Annotated in this window: 21 protein-coding genes, 1 tRNA gene and 1 pseudogene; 10 read left to right on the top strand and 13 right to left on the bottom strand. The window is 63.3% G+C overall.

The features are described from left to right. Nucleotides 1–219: 219 nt before the first annotated feature. From GWC77_RS06795 to GWC77_RS06770, 6 genes and pseudogenes are all read right to left on the bottom strand, one after another. The gene (locus tag GWC77_RS06795) at nucleotides 220–1,242 is read right to left on the bottom strand and encodes an asparaginase (RefSeq protein ID WP_173256127.1); all 1,023 of its coding nucleotides are present in this window, start codon (nucleotides 1,240–1,242) and stop codon (nucleotides 220–222) included. Nucleotides 1,243–1,343: 101 nt separating this feature from the next. Beyond that, nucleotides 1,344–2,270 carry a CysB family HTH-type transcriptional regulator gene (locus GWC77_RS06790; RefSeq protein ID WP_173256126.1) on the bottom strand — a complete coding sequence of 309 codons (927 nt, stop codon included), beginning with the start codon at nucleotides 2,268–2,270 and terminating at the stop codon, nucleotides 1,344–1,346. A gap of 72 nt (nucleotides 2,271–2,342) precedes the next feature. Then, a pseudogene (locus GWC77_RS06785) lies at nucleotides 2,343–3,053 on the bottom strand (sulfate/molybdate ABC transporter ATP-binding protein); the annotation flags it as partial. Between the two features lie 10 nt (nucleotides 3,054–3,063). After that, the gene (gene cysW / locus GWC77_RS06780; protein WP_173256125.1) at nucleotides 3,064–4,038 is read right to left on the bottom strand and encodes a sulfate ABC transporter permease subunit CysW; all 975 of its coding nucleotides are present in this window, start codon (nucleotides 4,036–4,038) and stop codon (nucleotides 3,064–3,066) included. Further along, on the bottom strand, nucleotides 4,035–4,928 hold the full coding sequence (gene cysT / locus GWC77_RS06775; RefSeq protein WP_173256124.1) for a sulfate ABC transporter permease subunit CysT: 894 nt from the start codon (nucleotides 4,926–4,928) through the stop codon (nucleotides 4,035–4,037). The genes cysW and cysT overlap by 4 nt, the downstream gene beginning before the upstream one ends. A gap of 26 nt (nucleotides 4,929–4,954) precedes the next feature. Next, nucleotides 4,955–5,992: a sulfate ABC transporter substrate-binding protein gene (locus GWC77_RS06770; protein WP_173256123.1), complete on the bottom strand. Its 1,038-nt coding sequence runs from the start codon at nucleotides 5,990–5,992 to the stop codon at nucleotides 4,955–4,957. A gap of 208 nt (nucleotides 5,993–6,200) precedes the next feature. Here GWC77_RS06770 and lexA point away from each other — a divergent pair, with 208 nt between their 5' ends. The 3 genes from lexA (at nucleotide 6,201) to GWC77_RS06755 (ending at nucleotide 7,951) form a co-directional block, all read left to right on the top strand. Further along, nucleotides 6,201–6,848 carry a transcriptional repressor LexA gene (lexA, locus tag GWC77_RS06765; protein WP_173256122.1) on the top strand — a complete coding sequence of 216 codons (648 nt, stop codon included), beginning with the start codon at nucleotides 6,201–6,203 and terminating at the stop codon, nucleotides 6,846–6,848. Between the two features lie 23 nt (nucleotides 6,849–6,871). Further along, nucleotides 6,872–7,216 carry a hypothetical protein gene (locus tag GWC77_RS06760; protein WP_173256121.1) on the top strand — a complete coding sequence of 115 codons (345 nt, stop codon included), beginning with the start codon at nucleotides 6,872–6,874 and terminating at the stop codon, nucleotides 7,214–7,216. A gap of 108 nt (nucleotides 7,217–7,324) precedes the next feature. Then, nucleotides 7,325–7,951 carry a DUF2939 domain-containing protein gene (locus tag GWC77_RS06755; RefSeq protein WP_254366848.1) on the top strand — a complete coding sequence of 209 codons (627 nt, stop codon included), beginning with the start codon at nucleotides 7,325–7,327 and terminating at the stop codon, nucleotides 7,949–7,951. Nucleotides 7,952–8,009: 58 nt separating this feature from the next. Here the strand turns inward: GWC77_RS06755 and GWC77_RS06750 are convergent, their stop codons facing one another. After that, entirely contained in the window at nucleotides 8,010–8,507 is a 498-nt protein-coding gene (locus tag GWC77_RS06750; protein WP_173256120.1) for a universal stress protein, read from the bottom strand. A gap of 199 nt (nucleotides 8,508–8,706) precedes the next feature. Between GWC77_RS06750 and nodI the strand changes: the two genes are divergently transcribed. Beyond that, nucleotides 8,707–9,621: a nodulation factor ABC transporter ATP-binding protein NodI gene (nodI, locus tag GWC77_RS06745; RefSeq protein ID WP_173256119.1), complete on the top strand. Its 915-nt coding sequence runs from the start codon at nucleotides 8,707–8,709 to the stop codon at nucleotides 9,619–9,621. 31 nt (nucleotides 9,622–9,652) lie between these two features. Beyond that, nucleotides 9,653–10,498, top strand: coding sequence for an ABC transporter permease (locus tag GWC77_RS06740; RefSeq protein ID WP_173256118.1), 846 nt, complete (start codon nucleotides 9,653–9,655; stop codon nucleotides 10,496–10,498). 17 nt (nucleotides 10,499–10,515) lie between these two features. On the opposite strand, the gene GWC77_RS06735 is transcribed toward GWC77_RS06740, so the two are convergent. Beyond that, entirely contained in the window at nucleotides 10,516–10,941 is a 426-nt protein-coding gene (locus tag GWC77_RS06735; protein ID WP_173256117.1) for a hypothetical protein, read from the bottom strand. Between the two features lie 377 nt (nucleotides 10,942–11,318). Between GWC77_RS06735 and GWC77_RS06730 the strand changes: the two genes are divergently transcribed. Together GWC77_RS06730 and GWC77_RS29540 are read left to right on the top strand one after the other, a co-directional pair. Continuing rightward, complete coding sequence (locus GWC77_RS06730; protein ID WP_173256116.1) at nucleotides 11,319–12,029, top strand: thioesterase family protein; 711 nt, start codon at nucleotides 11,319–11,321, stop codon at nucleotides 12,027–12,029. A 447-nt stretch (nucleotides 12,030–12,476) separates the two neighbouring features. Further along, a complete protein-coding gene (locus tag GWC77_RS29540; protein WP_254366847.1) occupies nucleotides 12,477–13,529 on the top strand; it encodes a hypothetical protein in 1,053 nt (350 codons plus the stop codon). On the opposite strand, the gene GWC77_RS06720 is transcribed toward GWC77_RS29540, so the two are convergent. Genes GWC77_RS06720 through GWC77_RS06710 form a run of 3 tightly spaced genes read right to left on the bottom strand, consistent with a single transcriptional unit; the run spans nucleotide 13,526 to nucleotide 14,774 of the window. Beyond that, on the bottom strand, nucleotides 13,526–14,263 hold the full coding sequence (locus GWC77_RS06720; RefSeq protein WP_173256115.1) for a hypothetical protein: 738 nt from the start codon (nucleotides 14,261–14,263) through the stop codon (nucleotides 13,526–13,528). The genes GWC77_RS29540 and GWC77_RS06720 overlap by 4 nt on opposite strands. A gap of 2 nt (nucleotides 14,264–14,265) precedes the next feature. Next, nucleotides 14,266–14,490 (bottom strand): hypothetical protein, encoded by a 225-nt coding sequence (locus GWC77_RS06715; RefSeq protein ID WP_173256114.1) that lies wholly within the window; start codon nucleotides 14,488–14,490, stop codon nucleotides 14,266–14,268. Continuing rightward, nucleotides 14,487–14,774 (bottom strand): 3TM-type holin, encoded by a 288-nt coding sequence (locus GWC77_RS06710; protein ID WP_173256113.1) that lies wholly within the window; start codon nucleotides 14,772–14,774, stop codon nucleotides 14,487–14,489. The genes GWC77_RS06715 and GWC77_RS06710 overlap by 4 nt, the downstream gene beginning before the upstream one ends. 27 nt (nucleotides 14,775–14,801) lie before the next feature. Here GWC77_RS06710 and GWC77_RS06705 point away from each other — a divergent pair, with 27 nt between their 5' ends. After that, nucleotides 14,802–15,791, top strand: coding sequence for a tyrosine-type recombinase/integrase (locus GWC77_RS06705; RefSeq protein WP_173256112.1), 990 nt, complete (start codon nucleotides 14,802–14,804; stop codon nucleotides 15,789–15,791). 76 nt (nucleotides 15,792–15,867) lie between these two features. Here the strand turns inward: GWC77_RS06705 and GWC77_RS06700 are convergent. Together GWC77_RS06700 and dusA are read right to left on the bottom strand one after the other, a co-directional pair. Next, nucleotides 15,868–15,943, bottom strand: a tRNA-His gene (locus GWC77_RS06700). Between the two features lie 89 nt (nucleotides 15,944–16,032). Continuing rightward, nucleotides 16,033–17,046 (bottom strand): tRNA dihydrouridine(20/20a) synthase DusA, encoded by a 1,014-nt coding sequence (dusA, locus tag GWC77_RS06695; protein WP_173256111.1) that lies wholly within the window; start codon nucleotides 17,044–17,046, stop codon nucleotides 16,033–16,035. Nucleotides 17,047–17,227: 181 nt separating this feature from the next. On the opposite strand from dusA, the gene GWC77_RS06690 reads away from it, so the two are divergent. Together GWC77_RS06690 and GWC77_RS06685 are read left to right on the top strand one after the other, a co-directional pair. Further along, a complete protein-coding gene (locus GWC77_RS06690) occupies nucleotides 17,228–18,223 on the top strand; it encodes a PRC-barrel domain-containing protein (RefSeq protein ID WP_173256110.1) in 996 nt (331 codons plus the stop codon). Nucleotides 18,224–18,234: 11 nt separating this feature from the next. Further along, nucleotides 18,235–19,491 (top strand): MFS transporter, encoded by a 1,257-nt coding sequence (locus GWC77_RS06685; protein WP_173256109.1) that lies wholly within the window; start codon nucleotides 18,235–18,237, stop codon nucleotides 19,489–19,491. Nucleotides 19,492–19,519: the final 28 nt, after the last annotated feature.

Raw genomic sequence — 19,519 nt, 5'->3', positions numbered from 1 at the left:
CCGGCGTGTGTATTCGTCGTGCCGTTTGCGGCCGGCGTCGCGCGCCGTGGCGGGCAAAACGCCGCTTTCGGGCTGAGAGCGGCGAGCGGGGTCCGTCAGCGGCACCCGGCGACGTCGGGGAAGCCTTGGTCGGTCAGACGTCGTCGCCGGGTGTCCGCCTGCCGGATGCCGAGCGCTCGGCAAAATGCCGGCGTGCTGGACCGGGCGCAGTACCCGGACTCAGTAAGTGTCGAAGGCCAGCTGCAGCACCGTGCGCTCCTTCATACCCGCTGCCAGCCCGAGCATCAGCAGCACGCGCGCCTTATATGGGTTGAGCGAGCCGGCGCTCACGAATCCCAGCGCATCGTCGGGTGCCGCGCCGTTGCGCATGACATGGCCGGAGCCGACCCGCGACGCGCGCACGACCGCGACGCCCTGCTCCGCGGCTTGCGCGAGCGCCGCTTGCAACGTGGCATGGATCGAACCGTTGCCGGTCCCGGCCACGACGATGCCGCGCACTCCGGCAGCAATCAACGCGTCGACGGCCGTACGCGACGCCCCAGCGTAGCTCGCGACGATCTCGACTGCGGGCCACCCGTTCGCGGCGTCGAACGGTGTCGCCGCCGTATGCGGCCGCACGACGGCGCGCTGGAACTCGACGCGCCCATCCTGTACCCACCCGAGCACGCCGACTTCATGCGATTGAAACGCATCGACGGCGTAGGTGCTCGTCTTGACGATATCGCGCGCGCTGTGAATCCGGTTGTTGAATGCGACGAGTACCCCTTGGCCATGTGCGGCACGCGCGGCCGCCACCGTCACCGCACCCAGCAGGTTAAGCGGACCATCGGCGGAAAGCGACGAGGACGGCCGCATCGCGGCCGTGAGCACGACCGGCTTGGCCGTTTTGACGGTCAAATGCAGCAGATAAGCAGTTTCTTCGAGCGTATCCGTGCCGTGCGTAATGACGATGCCGTCGATGTCGTCGCGTGCAGCGAGCGTATGAATGCGCGCGAGCAGTGCATTCCAGAGCGGGAAATCGAGATCCTTGCTGTCGATGCTGGCGACCTGTTCGGCCTGGATGGCTGCCACGCCGGCGAGCGCGGGCACGGCGGCCAGCAGCTTGTCGACGCCGACGACGCCGGCCTGATAGCCGGCCGTTTGCGCCGCGTCGGGCGCGGCGCCGGCAATCGTGCCGCCTGTCGCCAGCACGGCGATACGGGGCAACGGCAAGGAGGATGCGGAGGTAGCGGTCGTGTTCATGGCCGCCATTCTATACGCGCAAAAGCCGCTCGCCGAGCCTGTTGCCGCTGCGGCGGGCGGGGGGCTTCGCAACCGCTCGGCACGGCGCCGCCCGTTACGGCTCAGGCCGCTTCACGCAGCTTGCCGATGATGTCCGTGCCAGCGAGCTGAGGGGCGAACATTTCGATGAGCCGATACGCATAGGCCCGCAAAATAGCGCCCTTGCGGACCCCGACGCGCGTCGTGCTCGCCTCGAACAGATGCTGCGAATCGAGTGCGACGAGGCCGGTGTCGCGCTTGGGATCGTACGCCATCGCCGCCACGATGCCGACGCCCATGCCAAGCTCGACGTAGGTTTTGATCACGTCCGCGTCGATGGCCGTCAGCACGACATCGGGCAATTGGCCCGTTTTTTCGAATGCTTCATCGATATGCGAGCGGCCGGTGATATCGCGCTCGTACGTAATGATCGGGAAATCGGCGACTTCCTCGAGCGTCACGTTGGTCCGCGTGGCCAACGGATGGTCTTTCGGCACCACGATCACGTGATGCCACGTGTAGCACGGGAACGTGAGGATATCGGCATAGCTGTCGAGGCCTTCCGTCGCGATCGCGATATCGGCCTCGCCGTCGACCAGCATCTGCCCGATTTGACGCGGACTACCCTGGCGCAAGGCGAGATGGACCTTCGGAAACGCCTCTTTGAACTGGCGAATGACGGGCGGCAGCGCATAGCGCGCCTGCGTATGCGTCGTGGCGACGACGAGATGGCCCGTGTCCTCGTCAGCGTACTGGCGCGCGACGCGGCGCAGGTTCTCGGCATCGAGCAGCATTCGCTCGATCAGGCGATGCACTGCCTTGCCCGGCTCCGTCAGGCCGGTGAGGCGCTTGCCGCGCCGCACGAAGATGTCGACGCCGAGCTCGTCCTCGAGATCCTTGATCTGCTTGGAGACGCCCGATTGCGAGGCGAACAGCACATTGGCGACTTCGGTGAGGTTCAGATTGCGGCGCACCGCTTCGCGTACGTATCGCAGTTGTTGGAAGTTCATGCAAGTCTCGCAGGTTCAGGGGTACGGCGGTCGGTTCGGTACGGCGCGATGCACTCAGTATGCGGCGACATCGAGAAACTCGCTGACGAACGGTGTGCCCGGACGCTCGTAGACTTCCTCTGGAGTGCCCTGCTGCTCGACGCGCCCATGATTGAGCACGACGATACGATCCGCCACATCGCGCGCCTCCTCCTGATCATGCGTGACGAAGAGTGTCGTGATCGCAAGCTCGTCGTGCAGCCGCCGCAGCCAATTGCGCAGCTCTTTACGCACCTTGGCGTCGAGCGCGCCGAACGGCTCGTCGAGCAACAGCACGGACGGGTCGACGGCCAACGCGCGCGCCAGTGCCACGCGCTGCCGCTGCCCACCCGAAAGTTCTGCGGGATAGCGCTGGCCGAGCTGCGCGAGCTGCACGCGTTCGAGCAGCTCGCGCACTTTGGCGTCGATCGCCGCGGCCGCGGGTCGCTCGCGACGCGGCTTGACGCGCAGTCCGAACGCAACGTTCTCGAACACCGTCATATGGCGAAAGAGCGCGTAATGCTGGAACACGAACCCCACGCGCCGATCGCGCGCGTCGAGGGCGGTGACGTCGCGGCCGTTCAATACGATTTCGCCGGCATCGGCCGACTCGAGCCCGGCCACCACGCGTAAAAGCGTCGTCTTACCGCAGCCCGACGGTCCGATCAGTGCCGCGAGCTCGCCGCGGCCGAACTCGAGCGATACGTCGTCGAGCGCCTTGAACTCGCCGAAATGTTTTTCCAGATTGCGAACGGTGATGCTCATGACGATCCTTTCATCGATGATGCGTGCGGCTCACGCCGGCGGCCGCCATCCGGCGCTGGGCGACGATCTTCGCCACCAGCGTCGCGAGCGCGATCAAAGCAAGCAGGGACGCGACTGCGAAGGCGGCCGCGAAGTTGTAGTCGTTGTAGAGAACCTCGACGTGCAGCGGCATGGTGTCGGTCAGCCCGCGGATATGGCCCGAGACCACCGATACCGCACCGAACTCGCCCATTGCCCGCGCGTTGCAGAGGATCACGCCGTAGAGCAAGCCCCACTTCACGTTCGGCAGCGTGACCCGGCGCCAGATTTGCCAGCCCGATGCGCCGAGCACCCGCGCCGCTTCCTCCTGCTCCTTACCCTGCGCCTGCATGAGCGGAATCAGCTCGCGCGCGACGAACGGAAACGTCACGAACAGTGTCGCGAGCACGATGCCCGGCACCGCGAACACGATCTGAAGGCCGTGCCGCTCGAGCCACGGACCGAGCCAGCCTTGGGCGCCGAACAGCAGCACGTAAATGACGCCCGAAATCACCGGGGAGACCGAGAACGGCAGATCGATCAGCGTCGTGAGCAGTGCGCGGCCTCGGAATTCGAACTTCGCGATCGCCCACGAAGCGGCAAGCCCGAACACGAGATTGAGCGGCACGGCGATCGCGGCGACACCGAGCGTCAGCGCGATCGCCGCGCGTGCATCGGGCTCGACGAGCGATTCGAAATAAAAGCGCACACCTTTGCTGAACGCCTCGGTGAAGACGGCGGCCAAGGGAACGACGAGAAACAGCGACAGAAAAACAAGCGCGATGCCGATGAGCGTCCAGCGCGGCACCCACTGCGCCGCAGGTGCGAGCCGGCGCGCCGATGCGGTCGGTCGGCGGATGCCGGTGATTTGGGCAGGCTCCCGATTTTCTTGCACATCGGCACGCGCACGCACGCCATCCGCTGCCGGCGCGCGAGCCGAACGGGCGGTCGCGGCAAGTAGGTTCATGTGAGCGCTCCCGAAATCGTCGTACCGGCCGGCGGACCCGACCGGCGGCGCCCACGCGGACTCGTGCGCCGCTGCCAATGCCATTGCAGCGCGTTGATCGCGAAAAGCATCAGGAACGAAGCGACGAGCATTGCCGTGGCGAGCGCAGTGGCACCGGCGTAGTCGTACTGTTCCAGCTTGGTGATGATGATGAGCGAGGTGACCTCGGATTTCATCGGAATGTTGCCGGCGATGAAGATGACGGAGCCGTATTCGCCGAGGGCGCGCGCGAACGCGAGCGCGACCCCCGTGGACCAGGCGGGCACCAGCGCGGGCAGCACGACGCGCACGAACGTCTGGGCGCGCGAGGCGCCAAGGCACGCGGCGGCTTCTTCCTGCGCGCGCTCGAAATCGGCAAGGACCGGCTCCACCGTTCGCACGACGAACGGCAGGCCGATGAACGTCAACGCGACGAGCACGCCAAGCGGCGTGAATGCCACTTTGAGGCCAAGCGGCGCGAGCCACCGGCCGATCCATCCGTGCTCGGAGTAGACCGCGGCGAGTGCGATACCGGCCACGGCGGTCGGCAGCGCGAACGGCAGATCGACGATCGCATCGACGAACCGTTTGCCAGGAAACGGATAGCGCACGAGCACCCATGCGACGAGCAGACCGAAGGCGCCGTTGATGACTGCCCCGAGCGCCGCCGCGCCGATCGTCAGACGATACGAGGCAACGACGCGCGGCGAAGCGATGGCCGCGAAGAACGGCGCGGGCCCGAGCGTCGCCGCCTTCAAAAAAGCCATGGCGAGCGGAATCAGCACGACGAGACCCAGGTAGGTCAGCGTGAGACCGAGTGTCAGACCGAAGCCTGGCAAGGCGCCGGGTTTGCGAAAAGCGAATTTCGTCATGCTGTCGACCGATAGGCGGGCACCGCTCAATGCGGCTGATAAATCGAATCGAACACTCCACCGTCGGCAAAGTGCGTCTTTTGCGCGTTGGTCCAGCCGCCGAATGTGGCATCGACCGTGTAGAGCTTGAGCTTCGGGAACTGCGCGGTCAGATCGGCGGGCAAATTGGTGGCGCGCGGCCGATAGTAGTTGCGCGCCGCGATCCGCTGTCCTTCGTCGGTATAGAGAAAGCGCAGATACGCTTCGGCGAGCTTGCGCGTCCCGCGCCGCTCGACGACGCGGTCCACGACCGCCACCGGGGGCTCCGCCAGGATGCTGGCCGACGGCACCACGATCTCGAACTTGTCCGCGCCGAATTCCTTGCGTGCGAGAAACGCTTCGTTCTCCCACGCGATCAGCACATCGCCGAGACCGCGTTGCACGAAGCTCGTCGTCGCGCCGCGCGCTCCGGAATCGAGCACGCCCGCATTGCGATAGAGCGCCGTGACGAACGCACGGGCCTTGGCGGCGTCGCCGCCCGGCCGGTTGAGCGCATAGGCCCAGGCGGCCAGATAATTCCAGCGCGCCCCGCCCGAAGTCTTGGGGTTCGGCGTCACGATCGAAACACCGGGTTTCACCAGATCGTCCCAATCCTTGATGTGCTTGGGGTTGCCGCTGCGCACGAGGAAGACGATCGTCGACGTATAGGGCGAGGCGTTGTCCGGCAACCGCTTTTGCCAGTCCTGTGCCACGAGGCCGCGGTCGGCCAGCGCCTGGATGTCATAGGCCAGCGCGAGCGTCACGACGTCGGCCTGCAGGCCGTCGAGCACCGAGCGCGCCTGCGCTCCGGAGCCGCCGTGCGACTGACGGATCGAAAGCGTTTCGCCCGTCTGGGTTTTCCATTGGGCGGCGAAAGCCTTGTCGACGTCTTGATAGAGCTCGCGCGTCGGGTCGTAGGACACATTGAGCAGCGTCGTTTGCGCAAATGCGCTCGGCGCCCCCAGGATCAGCGCCGCCGTGCCGACGGCCATCCCCGCCAACCAGCGTCTGCGCGTGCCCGAGCGCGCCGTTCCCCGTGTGCTCATGCGTTCCCCTTTGCCTACTGGCGTTTCTATGAAGTCGGGCCAGTCTAGACGGTCGCCCTTATGAGCGGAACGAATGGATTTTCATTTTTTTATACGAAAAGATGCTAAAGGCGGCGCGCGCTTTCTGAGCGGGGTCGCAACGTTTTGCTTGAAATCCGCGCGATACTGTATAAAAATACAGCAACCTGTTCATACATACAGTGGCCCTATGACCAAACTCACCGCACGGCAGCAGCAGGTATTCGATCTGATCCGGCAATCGATCGAGCACAGTGGTTTTCCGCCCACCCGCGCCGAAATTGCCGCGGCGCTGGGTTTCAGCTCGGCAAACTCAGCGGAAGAACACTTGCGCGCGCTGGCGCGAAAGGGTGTCATCGAATTGGCCGCGGGGGCGTCGCGCGGAATCCGGCTGCTGGGCCTGGACGATGCACCGCGCCAGCTTTCGCTGCCGCATGCGGCGCTCATGCAGTTGTCGCTGCCGCTCGTCGGGCGCGTCGCAGCGGGCAGCCCCATCCTGGCGCAGGAGCATATCTCGCAGCATTACGCCTGCGACCCGGCGCTCTTTTCGAGCAAACCGGATTACCTGCTCAAGGTGCGAGGCCTGTCGATGCGCGACGCCGGTATTCTCGATGGCGACCTGCTGGCGGTGCAAAAGCGCACGGAAGCGAATGACGGTCAAATCATCGTCGCGCGTCTTGGGGACGACGTTACGGTCAAGCGCTTGAAGCGCCGCCCCGACGGTCTCGAACTGATCGCCGAAAACCCCGATTACGAGAACATCTTCGTGCATGCAGGCAGCGCGGAGTTCGCGCTCGAGGGGATTGCCGTCGGCTTGATTCGTCCCACCGAATTTTGAATTACGAACATTACGGAGACGCCATGGACCGCCTTGCCCGCCTCATTCCGTTTCGCGCCTTCGGCCGCCTGCGCCGTTTGCGCGGCCTCATTCCCTGCCCGCCGCTCGAGGCGGCTCCGTTGCGCACCGTCGGGCGTGAATCGACGTTTGCGTCCTCTTCGGGCCTCCAGCCGTCGACACAGCCCGCGTTCGCCCGGGTCTCGCTCAACAGCGGCCTGCACGCGGAGCCGGCGCGCCGGGCTCCTGTCCGGGTTTATCACGGCGCTTCGCGCGTAATCCTTGTCGGCACGATCGACGCCGTGTGCCGCATGATCGATCGATGCATCGACGAGGAGCGCGCCGGGCTGCGCTCAGCCAGTTTGGGTTGAATCCCGCAGCCCGCTGAAACGGGTTGTTACCGCTGGCGATAACGGCCGGGATCGTTTCGCGTCGGAAGCAGTCAATCTGAATTCCATCCGAATGAGCTGACCTATCGAATGATGAACGATCAAAGGAGTCCCGGCCGCCCGCATCGGCTCGCAACCGCTGTCGCCGTCCTCATTCCCGTTATCGTCCTCGCGGCGGCCGCCTTGTCGTACGCCTCGCCGTATCTTGTGCTGGATCGACTCAAGCGCGCGGCGGACGCTCGGAATGCCGAAATCGTCAATCGCTACGTCGACTATCCGGCGCTGCGCACGAGCCTGAAGCAGCAGGTGACGGAGATGCTGGCTCGGCGCATCGATGCACAAAAACGGGAGCATCCGTTCGCGGCGCTCGGTGCGCTGGTCGGTATGGCGCTGATTGGTCCGCTCGTTGACGCTTATGCCACGCCCGACGGCGTCGCGGCACTCTTGAATGGGTTGCCGCCCCGCGGCGAACCGGGCGAAACGCCGCCGCAGCCGGGCGCACAACGGGACGAGGACGCTGCCGCGTCGGGCCAAGGGCAATCAAACGCGCCCGCGCCCGCCCCTACTCAACCGCCGCGCGCGAGCGCGGGATATGACGGCATCGATCAATTCGTCGTCACCTATCGGCGCGATGAGCAGAGCCGGCCCTATAGCGTGCTGCTGCGGCGCGACGGCTGGTTCTCGTGGAAGCTCTTCGCGGTCAACCTGAATCAGTAGCGTGCGTGCCAGACGCCGTACCGGCCGAGGCGCAGTGCGAGGCGCTGACTGCCGGCGCTCAGCTTTCCGTTCCGGCACCGGCCTTGGCGGGCGCTGCAGTCACGGGCTCTTGTTCATGCGCGGTCGACACGGCCACGAGAATGCTGCACGACACGCGATCGAGCAACAGCGTGTTACCTGCCCCCATCCACCAGCGGGACAGACCGCTCCGTGCGCGATGCCCGACCACGACGAGGTCTACCTTCAGATCGGCGGCGAGCCGGGCGATTTCATCGATTGGATGACCGAACGCGAAATGCCCCTGTGCTTTGACACCCCGCTCCGTGAGCCAATCGACGCCTTCCTGCAGGATTTCGCGGGCTGCGTCCTCGAAGCGGCCGCACGCCACGTCGGTCAATAGCCCAGCGCTTTGGGCGATGCTCGTGCGCATGTCGACAACCGACAAGAGGTGCGTTTCGGCCTTCAGGTCGAGCGCGAGATCGGCGCCGCAGCGCAGTGCTTTACGGCCTTCGCGCGTCCCGTCGTAACAGAGCAGAATTTTGTTGTAGCTTGCCATGATGGCCTCCCTTCCTGCGTTAACCGCAGACGTTTGTTTGAATCATGGTGCGGCGCACTCGCGGTTGCAAGAGATGGAAAACGCCTAGTGCGCCGCCGCCCACGCGTCCTTTTGTGCTTCCTTGCGCGACGCTTTCAGACGATGCAATAGAATGGAGCGCCAACGGACCTATTCTCGTACCTGCCACATTCGACTCCCGATGCCGCAAAACGCGATCGAATTTTCTGACGTCCAAAAACGCTACGGCGATAAGACGGTCGTCGATGGACTGAGTTTTCATGTCCGCACCGGCGAATGCTTTGGACTGCTAGGGCCGAACGGGGCCGGCAAGACCACGACACTGAAGATGCTGCTGGGCATCGCGAACCCCGATGCGGGGACGATCATGCTTGCCGGCGAATCGATCCCCGCGCGGTCGCGCATCGCCAGGCAGCGCGTCGGCGTAGTTCCCCAATTCGACAATCTCGATCCGGATTTCACCGTGCGCGAAAACCTGCTCGTGTTCGGCCGTTACTTCGGGCTGTCTGCGAGCAAGACCCGGGCCAAAGTGGATCCGCTGCTGGAATTCGCGCGCCTCCAAAACAAGGCCGATGCACGCGTGGCCGAGCTCTCGGGCGGCATGAAGCGACGTTTGACGCTTGCACGGGCACTGATCAACGACCCGGACGTGCTCGTCATGGACGAGCCCACAACCGGGCTCGATCCGCAAGCGAGGCACCTGATTTGGGAACGGTTGCGCTCGTTGTTGTCTCGCGGCAAGACCATCATGCTCACGACACACTTCATGGAGGAAGCGGAGCGGCTCTGCGACAGGCTCTGCATCATCGAGGAAGGCAGAAAGATCGCGGAAGGCGCACCGCACGCATTGATCGCCAAGGAGATCGGCTGCGATGTCATTGAAGTTTATGGCGCGGCACCGGAAGCCCTGCGCGAGGAGTTGTCGCCTTTTGCGGTGCGCACCGAAATCAGCGGCGAAACGCTTTTTTGCTATGTCGACGATCCGGGGCCCGTCAATGCTCGTCTCGCAGGCCGCCAGGGACTGCGCTACCTTCACCGGCCGGCGAACCTCGAGGACGTCTTCTTGCGCCTGACCGGGCGAGAAATGCAGGAATGAGCCACGGGCAACGTCAACCGGACAAGCTTTGATGGATACGTCTTCTTCCCATCGCACCGAAACTGGGCAGCGCCGCACGCACGAGCGGCACACCGTGCGGGTGCGGTTCGCGTGGCCGTCCAACGGAACGCATTGGATTGCCGTATGGCGGCGCAATTACCTGGTCTGGCGCAAGCTGGCGTTGGCGTCGATGTTCGGCAATCTGGCCGACCCGATGATCTATCTCTTCGGACTAGGCTTTGGACTTGGCTTGATGGTGGGACACGTCGCCGGTGTCCCGTATATCGACTTTCTGGCGGCGGGCACGGTTGCGTCGAGCGTCATGATGTCCGCCACGTTCGAAGCGATGTACTCTGGATTTTCCCGGATGCACGTGCAGCGTACGTGGGAGGCGATCATGCACACGCCGCTCACGCTCGGCGACATTGTCGTAGGCGAAATCGCGTGGGCGGCCAGCAAGGCAGTACTGTCGGGCGCTGCGATCATGCTCGTGGCGGGCGCGCTGGGCTATGCGCACTTCCCATCGATGCTGCTCGCGCTGCCCGTCGTTGCGCTGGCCGGGCTCGCTTTCGCGAGCCTCGCGATGATCGTGACGGCGATGGCACCGTCATACGACTTCTTCATGTTCTACCAGACGCTCGTGATCACACCGATGCTGCTGCTTTCCGGTGTGTTCTTTCCGCTCGGTCAGCTCCCGGCTGCCGTGCAGCACGCCGCGCTCGCGCTGCCGCTTGCGCATGCGGTGGAGCTGATCCGGCCCGCCATGCTCGGGCGCCCGATGGCCGATGCGCCGCTGCACGTGGCCGTGCTCGCGGCGTATGCCGTTACATCGTTTCTGGTCTGTTCGGCGCTGTTTTCCCGCCGCATGATGCGTTAGGGCGAGCCAAACAGCCGTCACTGTTCATCGTCGTCCCAGGGAATTTCCACATCGGTGATGAACGCGACCATCGAAAACGGTTGCGCCTCGTGACGCCCCATCTTGCCATCGGCGCGATGCCATTCGACGCGGAATCTGACCTCGGGCGTGTCGGCGAGCAGCCGTACCGTGCGCAGTTCTTCGGGATCCGACGTCTCGACGGGGCCGTCGAGCGAAACGAGCAGCTTTTGAGGCCACACGCCGTTGACGGGATCGTAGACTCGGTCGCCGTCGGGAATCGAGGTATGCGCCTCGACGCCGATCGTGGCGCAGGCATCCACCACCATCTTCGCCAGGGCTCGAAGTACAGCAGTTGCGCGCGCCGAGTTCGCTTGACGAATAGCGAGGTCGCCGCGAGTCAATGCTTGTTCGAGTTTCGGATCGGTCTTCTTTTGCTTGCTCATTTCGTCTTCCAATGAATTCGATACAGGACGACCGCCACCGCCGCGCGGGGCATGCGTGGCCGTCGAACGCATCGTACCACCGGTGGGCATACATCCGGCCCCAACGCATATTCGCCATGCGCTTCGGTGCGACGCAAGCCGCATTCCCGTTTGAAACGCGCTCATCGAGGCCGCTCGACGATCCCGTAAATTCCGATTCGTCTGCAATACGGTACCTACAGGTTTCGGATGATGGCCGATAAAGCGGCGCTTCTATACTGGCCTTGTGGCCGCGTAACGAGACGTAACCGAAAAACGGAAAGCGGCTCGCGTGCTCCCTGTAAAAAAACGACTCAATATATTGGCCAATAAACGGGACGCTTTCATCGAGGGATAAATTGAAACTGCTCGCCCGCCTTGCATTCGTTTCGATTCGCGCAATGCTACGTCCCAACCTTGCGGCGCTCGATGCCTCGGAATGTCATTTCCGCGTGCTGCCGACCGACCTGGACGTGCAACTGCATATGAACAACGGCCGTTTCCTGCAGATCATGGACCTCGGACGAATCGATCTGCTGCTTCGCAATGGCGTACTGCAGAACGCCATGTCGAAAGGTTGGCGAATGTTGCTGAGCGGCGTCATGATTCGGTATGTTCACGAGCTTCGTCCATTCGAGCGCTATGCGTTGCGCACCCGCATCCTCGGATGGGACCGGCGCTTTTTCTATATCGAGCATCGCTTCGAAAACAGCAAGGGGCGGCTCGTTGCGCTCGGCACCGCAAGAGCGGCGATTGCCGACCGGGCGAGCAGATCGCTCGTCCCAGCGGACCACGTCGCAGCCGATCATGGCCACGCCAAGTCGCCTGCCCTGCCGTTCTTCGTGCGGACATGGAATGAATCGGACAGCCAGATGCGCAAGGAGGCGTCCGCGATCGAGCGACAGCAGGATGCGGCTCAGCGCTCCGACGAACTCGACTGGCGGCGCTGGGGGTTGCATCCGGCGATGAACGAACGGGTGCCGATGCCCGAAGAGGCGCCGTCGCTGCATGAGGAGATCGGGAATATGCCGGTGCCGCTCAATTCACTCGAAGGCACCGCATCGACATAGAGGAAAGCGCCCCACGACTCGATGGGCCGGTTCCAGCGTCAGCCGAGCGCTGCGGTTCATCGACGACAAAAAGGGGAGATTCGACAATCTAGGTGGGGTGGCTGATGGGACTCGAACCCACGACGACAGGAATCACAATCCTAGCCATCCATGCCGCCATTCTGCTGTGCTAAGGCATGCTTTTGGGAACTGAAACGTAAACGCACGCGTTGATTTTTAAGGATTTTTCTAACGTAGTTCCCGGTCCATTGTGCCGGAATTCTCACGCCAGTTCGGCCCTCGCGGTGGCGAGAGCAGCAGCGAGATTGGCCCGGGCCGGCCCCATGACGCGCTAGCGCTCATGCAGCCTGTAACGGAAGATCCATGATCTGGCGCCGATATTCAGGAATTTCGACTAATGTAATATTCCGGAACAAACACACCTGAGATCCCGAGGAGCAAACCACAATGTCGATTGCCCAGATCACGCCATTCCGCCAGATGGCGCGTGCTTACTCCGCCCTGCTGGGCATCAACGAATCCTTACATGGCCTGCATGGAACCGCCAAGACGGTGGCAGTGGAATCATCCGCCACCAACGCCAGGCTTGCGGCTGAAGTCAGCGAACTCCGTGCGAGACTCGAAATGCTGGAAGGGGATATCGAGGCTCGTATCAGCAGGTCAATCCGTGATCACCTGTTCCTGCCGCAGCCGTCCCGATCCTACGACAGCCCCTTTCTGCCCTACTCGACTTGCAGTGCTTCCGACTTCCTGCACCCGCGCTATGCCGAGATATGCGGGCTTCTTGACCACCGCGTTCAGTTTCATCGCAAGCTGTGGGAATGGGTTTTCATCTTCCATCACCTTGAGCAGGCTGGAGTGCTGAAGGAAGAAAGTCGAGGTCTAGGGTTCGGCGTCGGCCAAGAAAGAATGCCATCCGTGTTTGCGAGCTGTGGCGCTGCGATTGTCGCAACTGACGCTCCACCCGAGATCGGCGTTTCGAGCGGCTGGACGGAAACCGGCCAGCACAGCGATAGTCTGGGCGAGCTTTACTACCCCACCCTGGTCGACAAGGACGTGTTCGACGCGAAGGTTTCGCACCGCTTCGAGGACATGAACGCGATCAGTGCGGATCTGACCGGGTTTGACTTCACCTGGTCGGCTTGCTGTTTCGAGCACCTTGGATCGCTGGAAGCGGGCATGCAGTTCGTGGTCAATAGCCTGAATACGCTCAAGCCGGGCGGGGTTGCCGTTCACACGACCGAATTCAACCTGTCGTCCAACGATGACACGATCGCGACCGGCCACACGGTCTTGTACCGGCGCCGGGACATGGAAGAACTGGTGAGCAGGCTGGAGAAGCTGGGCCATGAAGTCAGTCCGTTTATCGTGGCCCCCGACTCCCACTTCCTCGACGGCTATGTCGATCTTCCACCTTACGCCGACGAGCCCAGCCTCAAGATCAAGTTCGGCGAGTTCGTCACAACCTCGGTGGGCATCGTCGTGCGCAAGCGCGGTTAAGGCACTTGCTGGATGCTGATCCAGTTCGCGCTTGCGGCCGAATTCAACGGTTGCGTACGCGAATTGGAAGCCTGTACCGCAGCTGTCTGGCCCGAGGAAAGCGAAACGACGACAGAGAAGGTGCACGGTTGCAGCAGATTTGTCGCGTTCGGCGCGAGTGTGACGCCGTGGGCAATGGTCACTGCATTGGCAACAACATTACAAGCGAACTGGTCCCCCGCTACCGGGGACGTCGTAGAAAGAAGCAACTGCCCGCTTATCAAATAATAGCCCGTCACAGGCGCCGTGAAGACCCCCGTACTTGCATTGAAGTTGCTATTGGCATCGAAGACCGAAGTCCATCCCGTGACGGTAGTGAGCGTCGTGGTAATACTCTGCGACGAACTGTTCTGATAAGTCAACTTGCTGTTTGAGTTGCCCTTTAGCGCCGTAAACGTCCCGGCCGCCGGCGTGGTTCCGCCGATCGCGCCGGGCGCCGCAAAAGTTGCCCCGCCGAGCGTCGCAGCATTGATCGCCGAGTTGCAAACTATCCCGGTTCCGTTTGTATAACCTAGCGCATTCGTCGCGCCGGTGCAGCTTGGCATTGTGAAGGCAGTCGGCGTAGCTGTAGACCCCGTTCCGTTCGCCATAACCGTATTCGCAGCGATGGGCGCAATAAGCTGGATCGGGACAGTAGTCGCCGAGAACGCAAACGCCGAGTAAAGCGCGATGAAGGCGCCGATGATCTTTTTCATGGTCAGTCCTTGATGACAGCGCGTGAGCCGTCGTCGTCGTTGATCGAAAGGATGCAGTGGTCTTTCTGGAAGAGATCGAGGAAGCGGCAGAGGATGCAGCCCCAGCGCTTACCCTCTTTCATGGCTTTGCCCGCGCGCGAGCTGATCGTTTCCCCCGGGTCGCCGCCGGTCAGCGTGTTGGCGATCTCATCAATCAGGATGAGCAGATTCCAGAGGAACTGTTTCATTTAGAAGTCCCCCGTTTCTTCTCATAAGTGCGCGCGATGACATAGCCCGCGTAGCCAGTGCCGAACGTCGTCCATAGTGCGTCAGGAATGGCCTTCAGCCACGCCTGCATGCCTCGGGCGATGCTGACAGCGGTCTCCGGACTGAAGGCCGCCAGAACTCCCATAGGGATTGCACAAAGGATCAGGATGTACATGACGTACATGAAGCTCGGACGCGCGCGGCTTGTCCACGGATCTTTGCTCTGTGCTTCAGCGAGGATGGCCGACATCTGCTGCTGCATCATCGCGAGCGCGACGGCCTATTGCCTCGCATGGAAGCTCGCCCGCTCAAAAGCGGTGGGTTCTCGTACCGCTACCATCCGATCAAGGGGAAGCCGATCAAACTCGGCCATGATCGAATCGCGGCGATCCGAAAGGTGCTCGATATTACCGGCGGCGGGGATGACATCGGGACGATCAAGCGTCTATGGGAGCAATTCCAGGAATCGGCTCGATGGAACCGATATGCGAAGGACACACGCACCGACTACGCACAATGCAGCATCCCACTACTGGCTATATTCGGCGACATGCGAGCAGCGGACATCGATGCTACGCACGTCGCGCGGTATCTCAGGGTCGAGCGGGCGGACGCGCCGGTGCGTGCGAACCGCGAAATAGCTCTACTGTCGAATTTAATCGGGCTTGCGATAGACCGCGGCGAGGCCAAGCACAACCCCTGCCGCGAGGTGCGCCGTAACGAAGAGCAGCCGCGCACGGAGGCCCCCGATGTCGCCGACTTCGAGGCATTCGTCGCATGGATTGCTGCGATGGGAGGGCAGCGTGCAATGGTGGGCATGGCTGCCGAATACGCAGCGCTCGCCGGCAACCGCAAGGCTGAGTTTCTCGACCTGTCCTGGCCGCAGATCGACGAGGAAAAGGGAGTGATACGCGTCAAGCGCGCGAAACAGCGTGGCAAGAAGCGAGGCGAAGTGATCGAGCATATCGAGATAACGCCGGCCGTCTCCGAACTGCTGTCGAGGCTGCGCGCAGCGCGCAAGGACGATTGCCTATACGTCTTTTCGACTCGACACCGGACGCATTACACGAGCGCCGGGTTCAAGGCAATGTGGCAAAAGGTGATCGTAGCCGCACTCGCGGAAAAGGTGATCGCCAAGCGCTTCACCTTTCATGACTTACGGGCATATTACGCCACGCAGTACAAGGCAAAACGTGGCGAACTTCCGGACCTGCACGCGAACAAGGAGACGACGGCGCGGGTCTACGATCGCACGAAGATCGTCAAGCGGAGAGCGCTATAGTTCCCGAAATGGGAATTTTTGGGAATTTCGCCCTGTTCGTATACACGGTGGAGAATGCGCAGATCGTTGATTTTATTGGGGTGGCTGACGAGACTCGAACTCGCGACAACAGGAATCACAATCCTGGACTCTACCAACTGAGCTACAGCCACCACTGGGATCTGCAGTTCGGTGCGTCAAGACCAGCCGCACCGACGAAGAAGCGAGATTATACAAATACCATCGCGACTTGCCTAGCCCCTCAATCGACAATTTCTACCGCGGATTCGAGGGGCTCGCGCAATTGCGCACGCGCTTCGTTGAATATCGACAAATCGGCGGCGGCGAGCCGCTTGCTGTCGGACAGCACCCGCCGCCAGCCGCGCGCGCCCGCCACACCGCGATACAAGCCCAACGCGTGACGCGTGATTGCACCGAGGAACGTCCCGCGCGCCAGCTCGATACCACAGTAATCGATGAGACCCGCCTCGACCTGCTCGCGACTCGGCAGGGGCGCCGCCGTACCGTAGAATCGCGTGTCGACTTCCGCGAGAACGTAGGGGTTGTGATAGGCCTCGCGCCCCAGCATCACCCCGTCCACATGCGCGAGATGCGATTCGACTTCGTCCAGCGTCTTGACGCCGCCGTTGATGATGATTTCCAGCGCCGGAAAATCGCGCTTGAGGCGATAGGCGTAGTCGTATTTGAGCGGCGGTATCTCGCGATTCTCCTTCGGCGACAGGCCCTTGAGAATCGCATTGCGCGCATGGACGATGAAGACTTCGCAGCCGGCATCGGCCACCGTACCGACGAAATCGCGCACGAACGAATAATCCTCGAGCGCATCGACGCCGATCCGATGCTTGACCGTCACCGGTATGCCCACCGCGTCGCGCATCGCCTTCACGCACTCGGCCACGAGTGCGGGCTCGTTCATCAGGCAAGCGCCGAACGCGCCGCGCTGCACGCGCTCGGAAGGACAGCCACAGTTGAGGTTTATTTCGTCGTAGCCCCACTGCTCGCCCAGTTTGGCCGCTCGTGCCAGATCGCTGGGCTCGCTGCCGCCAAGTTGCAAAGCGACCGGCGCTTCTTGGGCCGTGAACGCAAGATGACGTGCGACATCGCCGAACAGCAACGCGCCCGTCGTCACCATTTCCGTGTACAGCCACGTATGGCGCGAAATGAGCCGATGGAAGTACCGACAGTGACGATCGGTCCAGTCCATCATGGGAGCGACACTGACGCGGCGCGGGCGGGAAACGGCAGGAGACGACATAGGAAGGCCAACGACAGAATAGACCGCGATTTTACCGCAGCGGGCAGGCGAAAGCCCGTCGAAGCGCCCGCAAAGCAGCAATCGGTCTCGCCCGAGGCAGCCGACCCGCTAGAATGTAGCCCGCGCGTCGCAGGACGGCCGGCTTTCGCGCGCCCAACCCGTTTCGAAGGAGCGTTGATCGATGAGCGGCGGACTCTACCGTCATGGCGTGAGCCGGTGCATCCTGGTCTGGATGCTGCTGACGATGCTAGCAGGATGCAGCGCGCTGTTCGGCCCCAAACCGCCTCCCGTTACGGAACAGCCGGCGCCCGAGCCGCAACCCGAACCGGAGCCTGCGGCGCCGGAACCGGAAGCCTCGGCGCCTGCGCCGGCGTCCGCCCCCGCCGTTCCCGAGGTCAAACGGGCACCGCCCAAACCGGTCCATCGGCACGCCCCTCCACATCGCCCCGCGCCGCCCGAAACGCCGCCGCCCCCTGCGCCCGTCGTGCCGGCGCCGATCATCAGCACGCGGTTGCTGTCGTCCAACGATACGCGCGGGCTGCTGGATGCCCGCATACAGCGGCCCGACGGCAAGGCGCTCGGGCGTGCCATCGACATGTTCGTCGACAAGGACGGCAGGCCGCAGGAAATGCTCGTCAATCTATCGGGGTTCCTCGGCATCGGCGACCGCAAGGTCCGCTTCCCGTGGAATGCGTTCACGTTCAATATGAGCGCGAAAAAAGCCGCTATTACGCTGGCTGTCAAGCAAGGTCAGCCGCCTGCCGCGCAGGCGTTGCAGAAGAAGGGGGCTCGTCCCGGCGGCATCGCTTCGAAACCCGAACTCACGCGCATGATCGATGCGACGGTCGAGCGCGGCGATGGCGCGCGAGTGGGGCGCGTCGTCGATGTACTCATCGATAATCATGCCGCGCCCCAGGCCGCGGTGGTCGACGTCAGCCGGCTCATGCAGGATCGGCACCGTGTCGCGATCGACTGGTCGGCGCTGCGCTTCGTCCATAAAAACGATGCACTTCACGTTCAGTCGGATCTGACCGATGCGCAGGTCGACGCGGCGCCGGATTACGAGCCCGATCGCCCGGTGCGTGCGGTGTCGCCCGCGCCCAAGCCGCCCGTCGCCGCTCAGCCGGCCCCAGCGGGGGCCAAGCCTGCGGCCTCCGGCAACGACGCTTCACGGTGACGAACGCGCAGATGGCAAACCCACGCAGTCTCCGCGCGCTCGATTGGCTCAACTTCTTCCTCGCCAACGTCCAGACGGGTTTTGGCCCGTTCATCGCGTCGTATCTGACGTCGCATAAATGGACACAGGGCGAGATCGGCATTGCGCTCAGCGTCGGCACGGCGACCGCGATGCTGAGCCAGGTGCCCGCCGGCGCGTTGATCGACGCGCTGCGCAACAAGAAAGGCGCCGCCGCGCTCGCGATCGTCGCCATCGCGGCATGTGCGCTCTTGCTCGCCGCCAGCCCGACGACCATTCCGGTGCTTGCCGCCGAGGTGTTTCATGGTTTCGCGAGCTGCATGCTGACGCCTGCCATCGCGGCCATTTCGTTCGCGCTCGTCGGACGCCATGGCCTCGGCGACCGGCTCGGGCGCAACGCCCGCTTCGCATCGATCGGCAGTGCTGTCGCCGCCGCGCTCATGGGAGCGTTCGGCGAGTATTCGTCGGCGCGGGCGGTGTTCTGGTTGACCGCGGCACTGAACGTTCCCGCGCTCATCGCGCTTTCGATGGTCGAGCATACTGGGCGCGCCGCCGCGACCGCCGCGGGCGCGGCCACCGTTCCTGCCGCCGGCCCGCCCGTGGCCGCGCATCGCCGCGCAGGCATGAGCGAGCTGCTGCGCGATCGGCGGGTACTCGTTTTCGCCGCGTGCATCGCGCTTTTCCACTTGTCGAACGCGGCCATGCTCAATCTGGCCGCCGGCGAAGTCACCACGCATATGAGCGATAACGTGCAGCTCGTGATCGCGGCGTGCATCATCGTGCCGCAGATGGTGGTCGCGGCGCTCTCGCCGTGGGTGGGACGATCGGCCGAACGTTGGGGCCGGCGTCCGCTCCTCTTGTTCGGCTTTGCCGCGCTGCCCGTGCGCGCGCTGCTCTTCGCGGGCGTGTCGAGCCCTTATCTGCTCGTGCCCGTGCAATTGTTCGACGGCATCAGCGCGGCAGTCTTCGGCGTCATGCTGCCGCTCATCGCGGCGGATGTGGCCGGCGACAAAGGACATTACAACCTCTGTATCGGCCTGTTCGGGCTCACGGCGGGTATCGGCGCAACGCTATCGACGCTGCTCGCGGGGTTTATCGCCGATCATTTCGGCAATACGGTCAGCTTTTTCGGTCTCGCCGCGGCGGGCGTGCTGGCCGTCCTGCTCGTATGGATGGCGCTGCCCGAGACACGCGATGCGGTCGATTCACCGACCGAAGACGGGCAAGGCCCCACACCGGCTGCGCAATGAAATCGTCGGCCCCGCGCCCGCGGGGCGA

It is taken from the genome of Paraburkholderia sp. NMBU_R16, from assembly GCF_013282575.1.
In the GTDB taxonomy this organism is placed as follows: Bacteria; Pseudomonadota; Gammaproteobacteria; order Burkholderiales; family Burkholderiaceae; genus Trinickia.
This window is presented reverse-complemented; position numbering and strand designations above follow the sequence as displayed.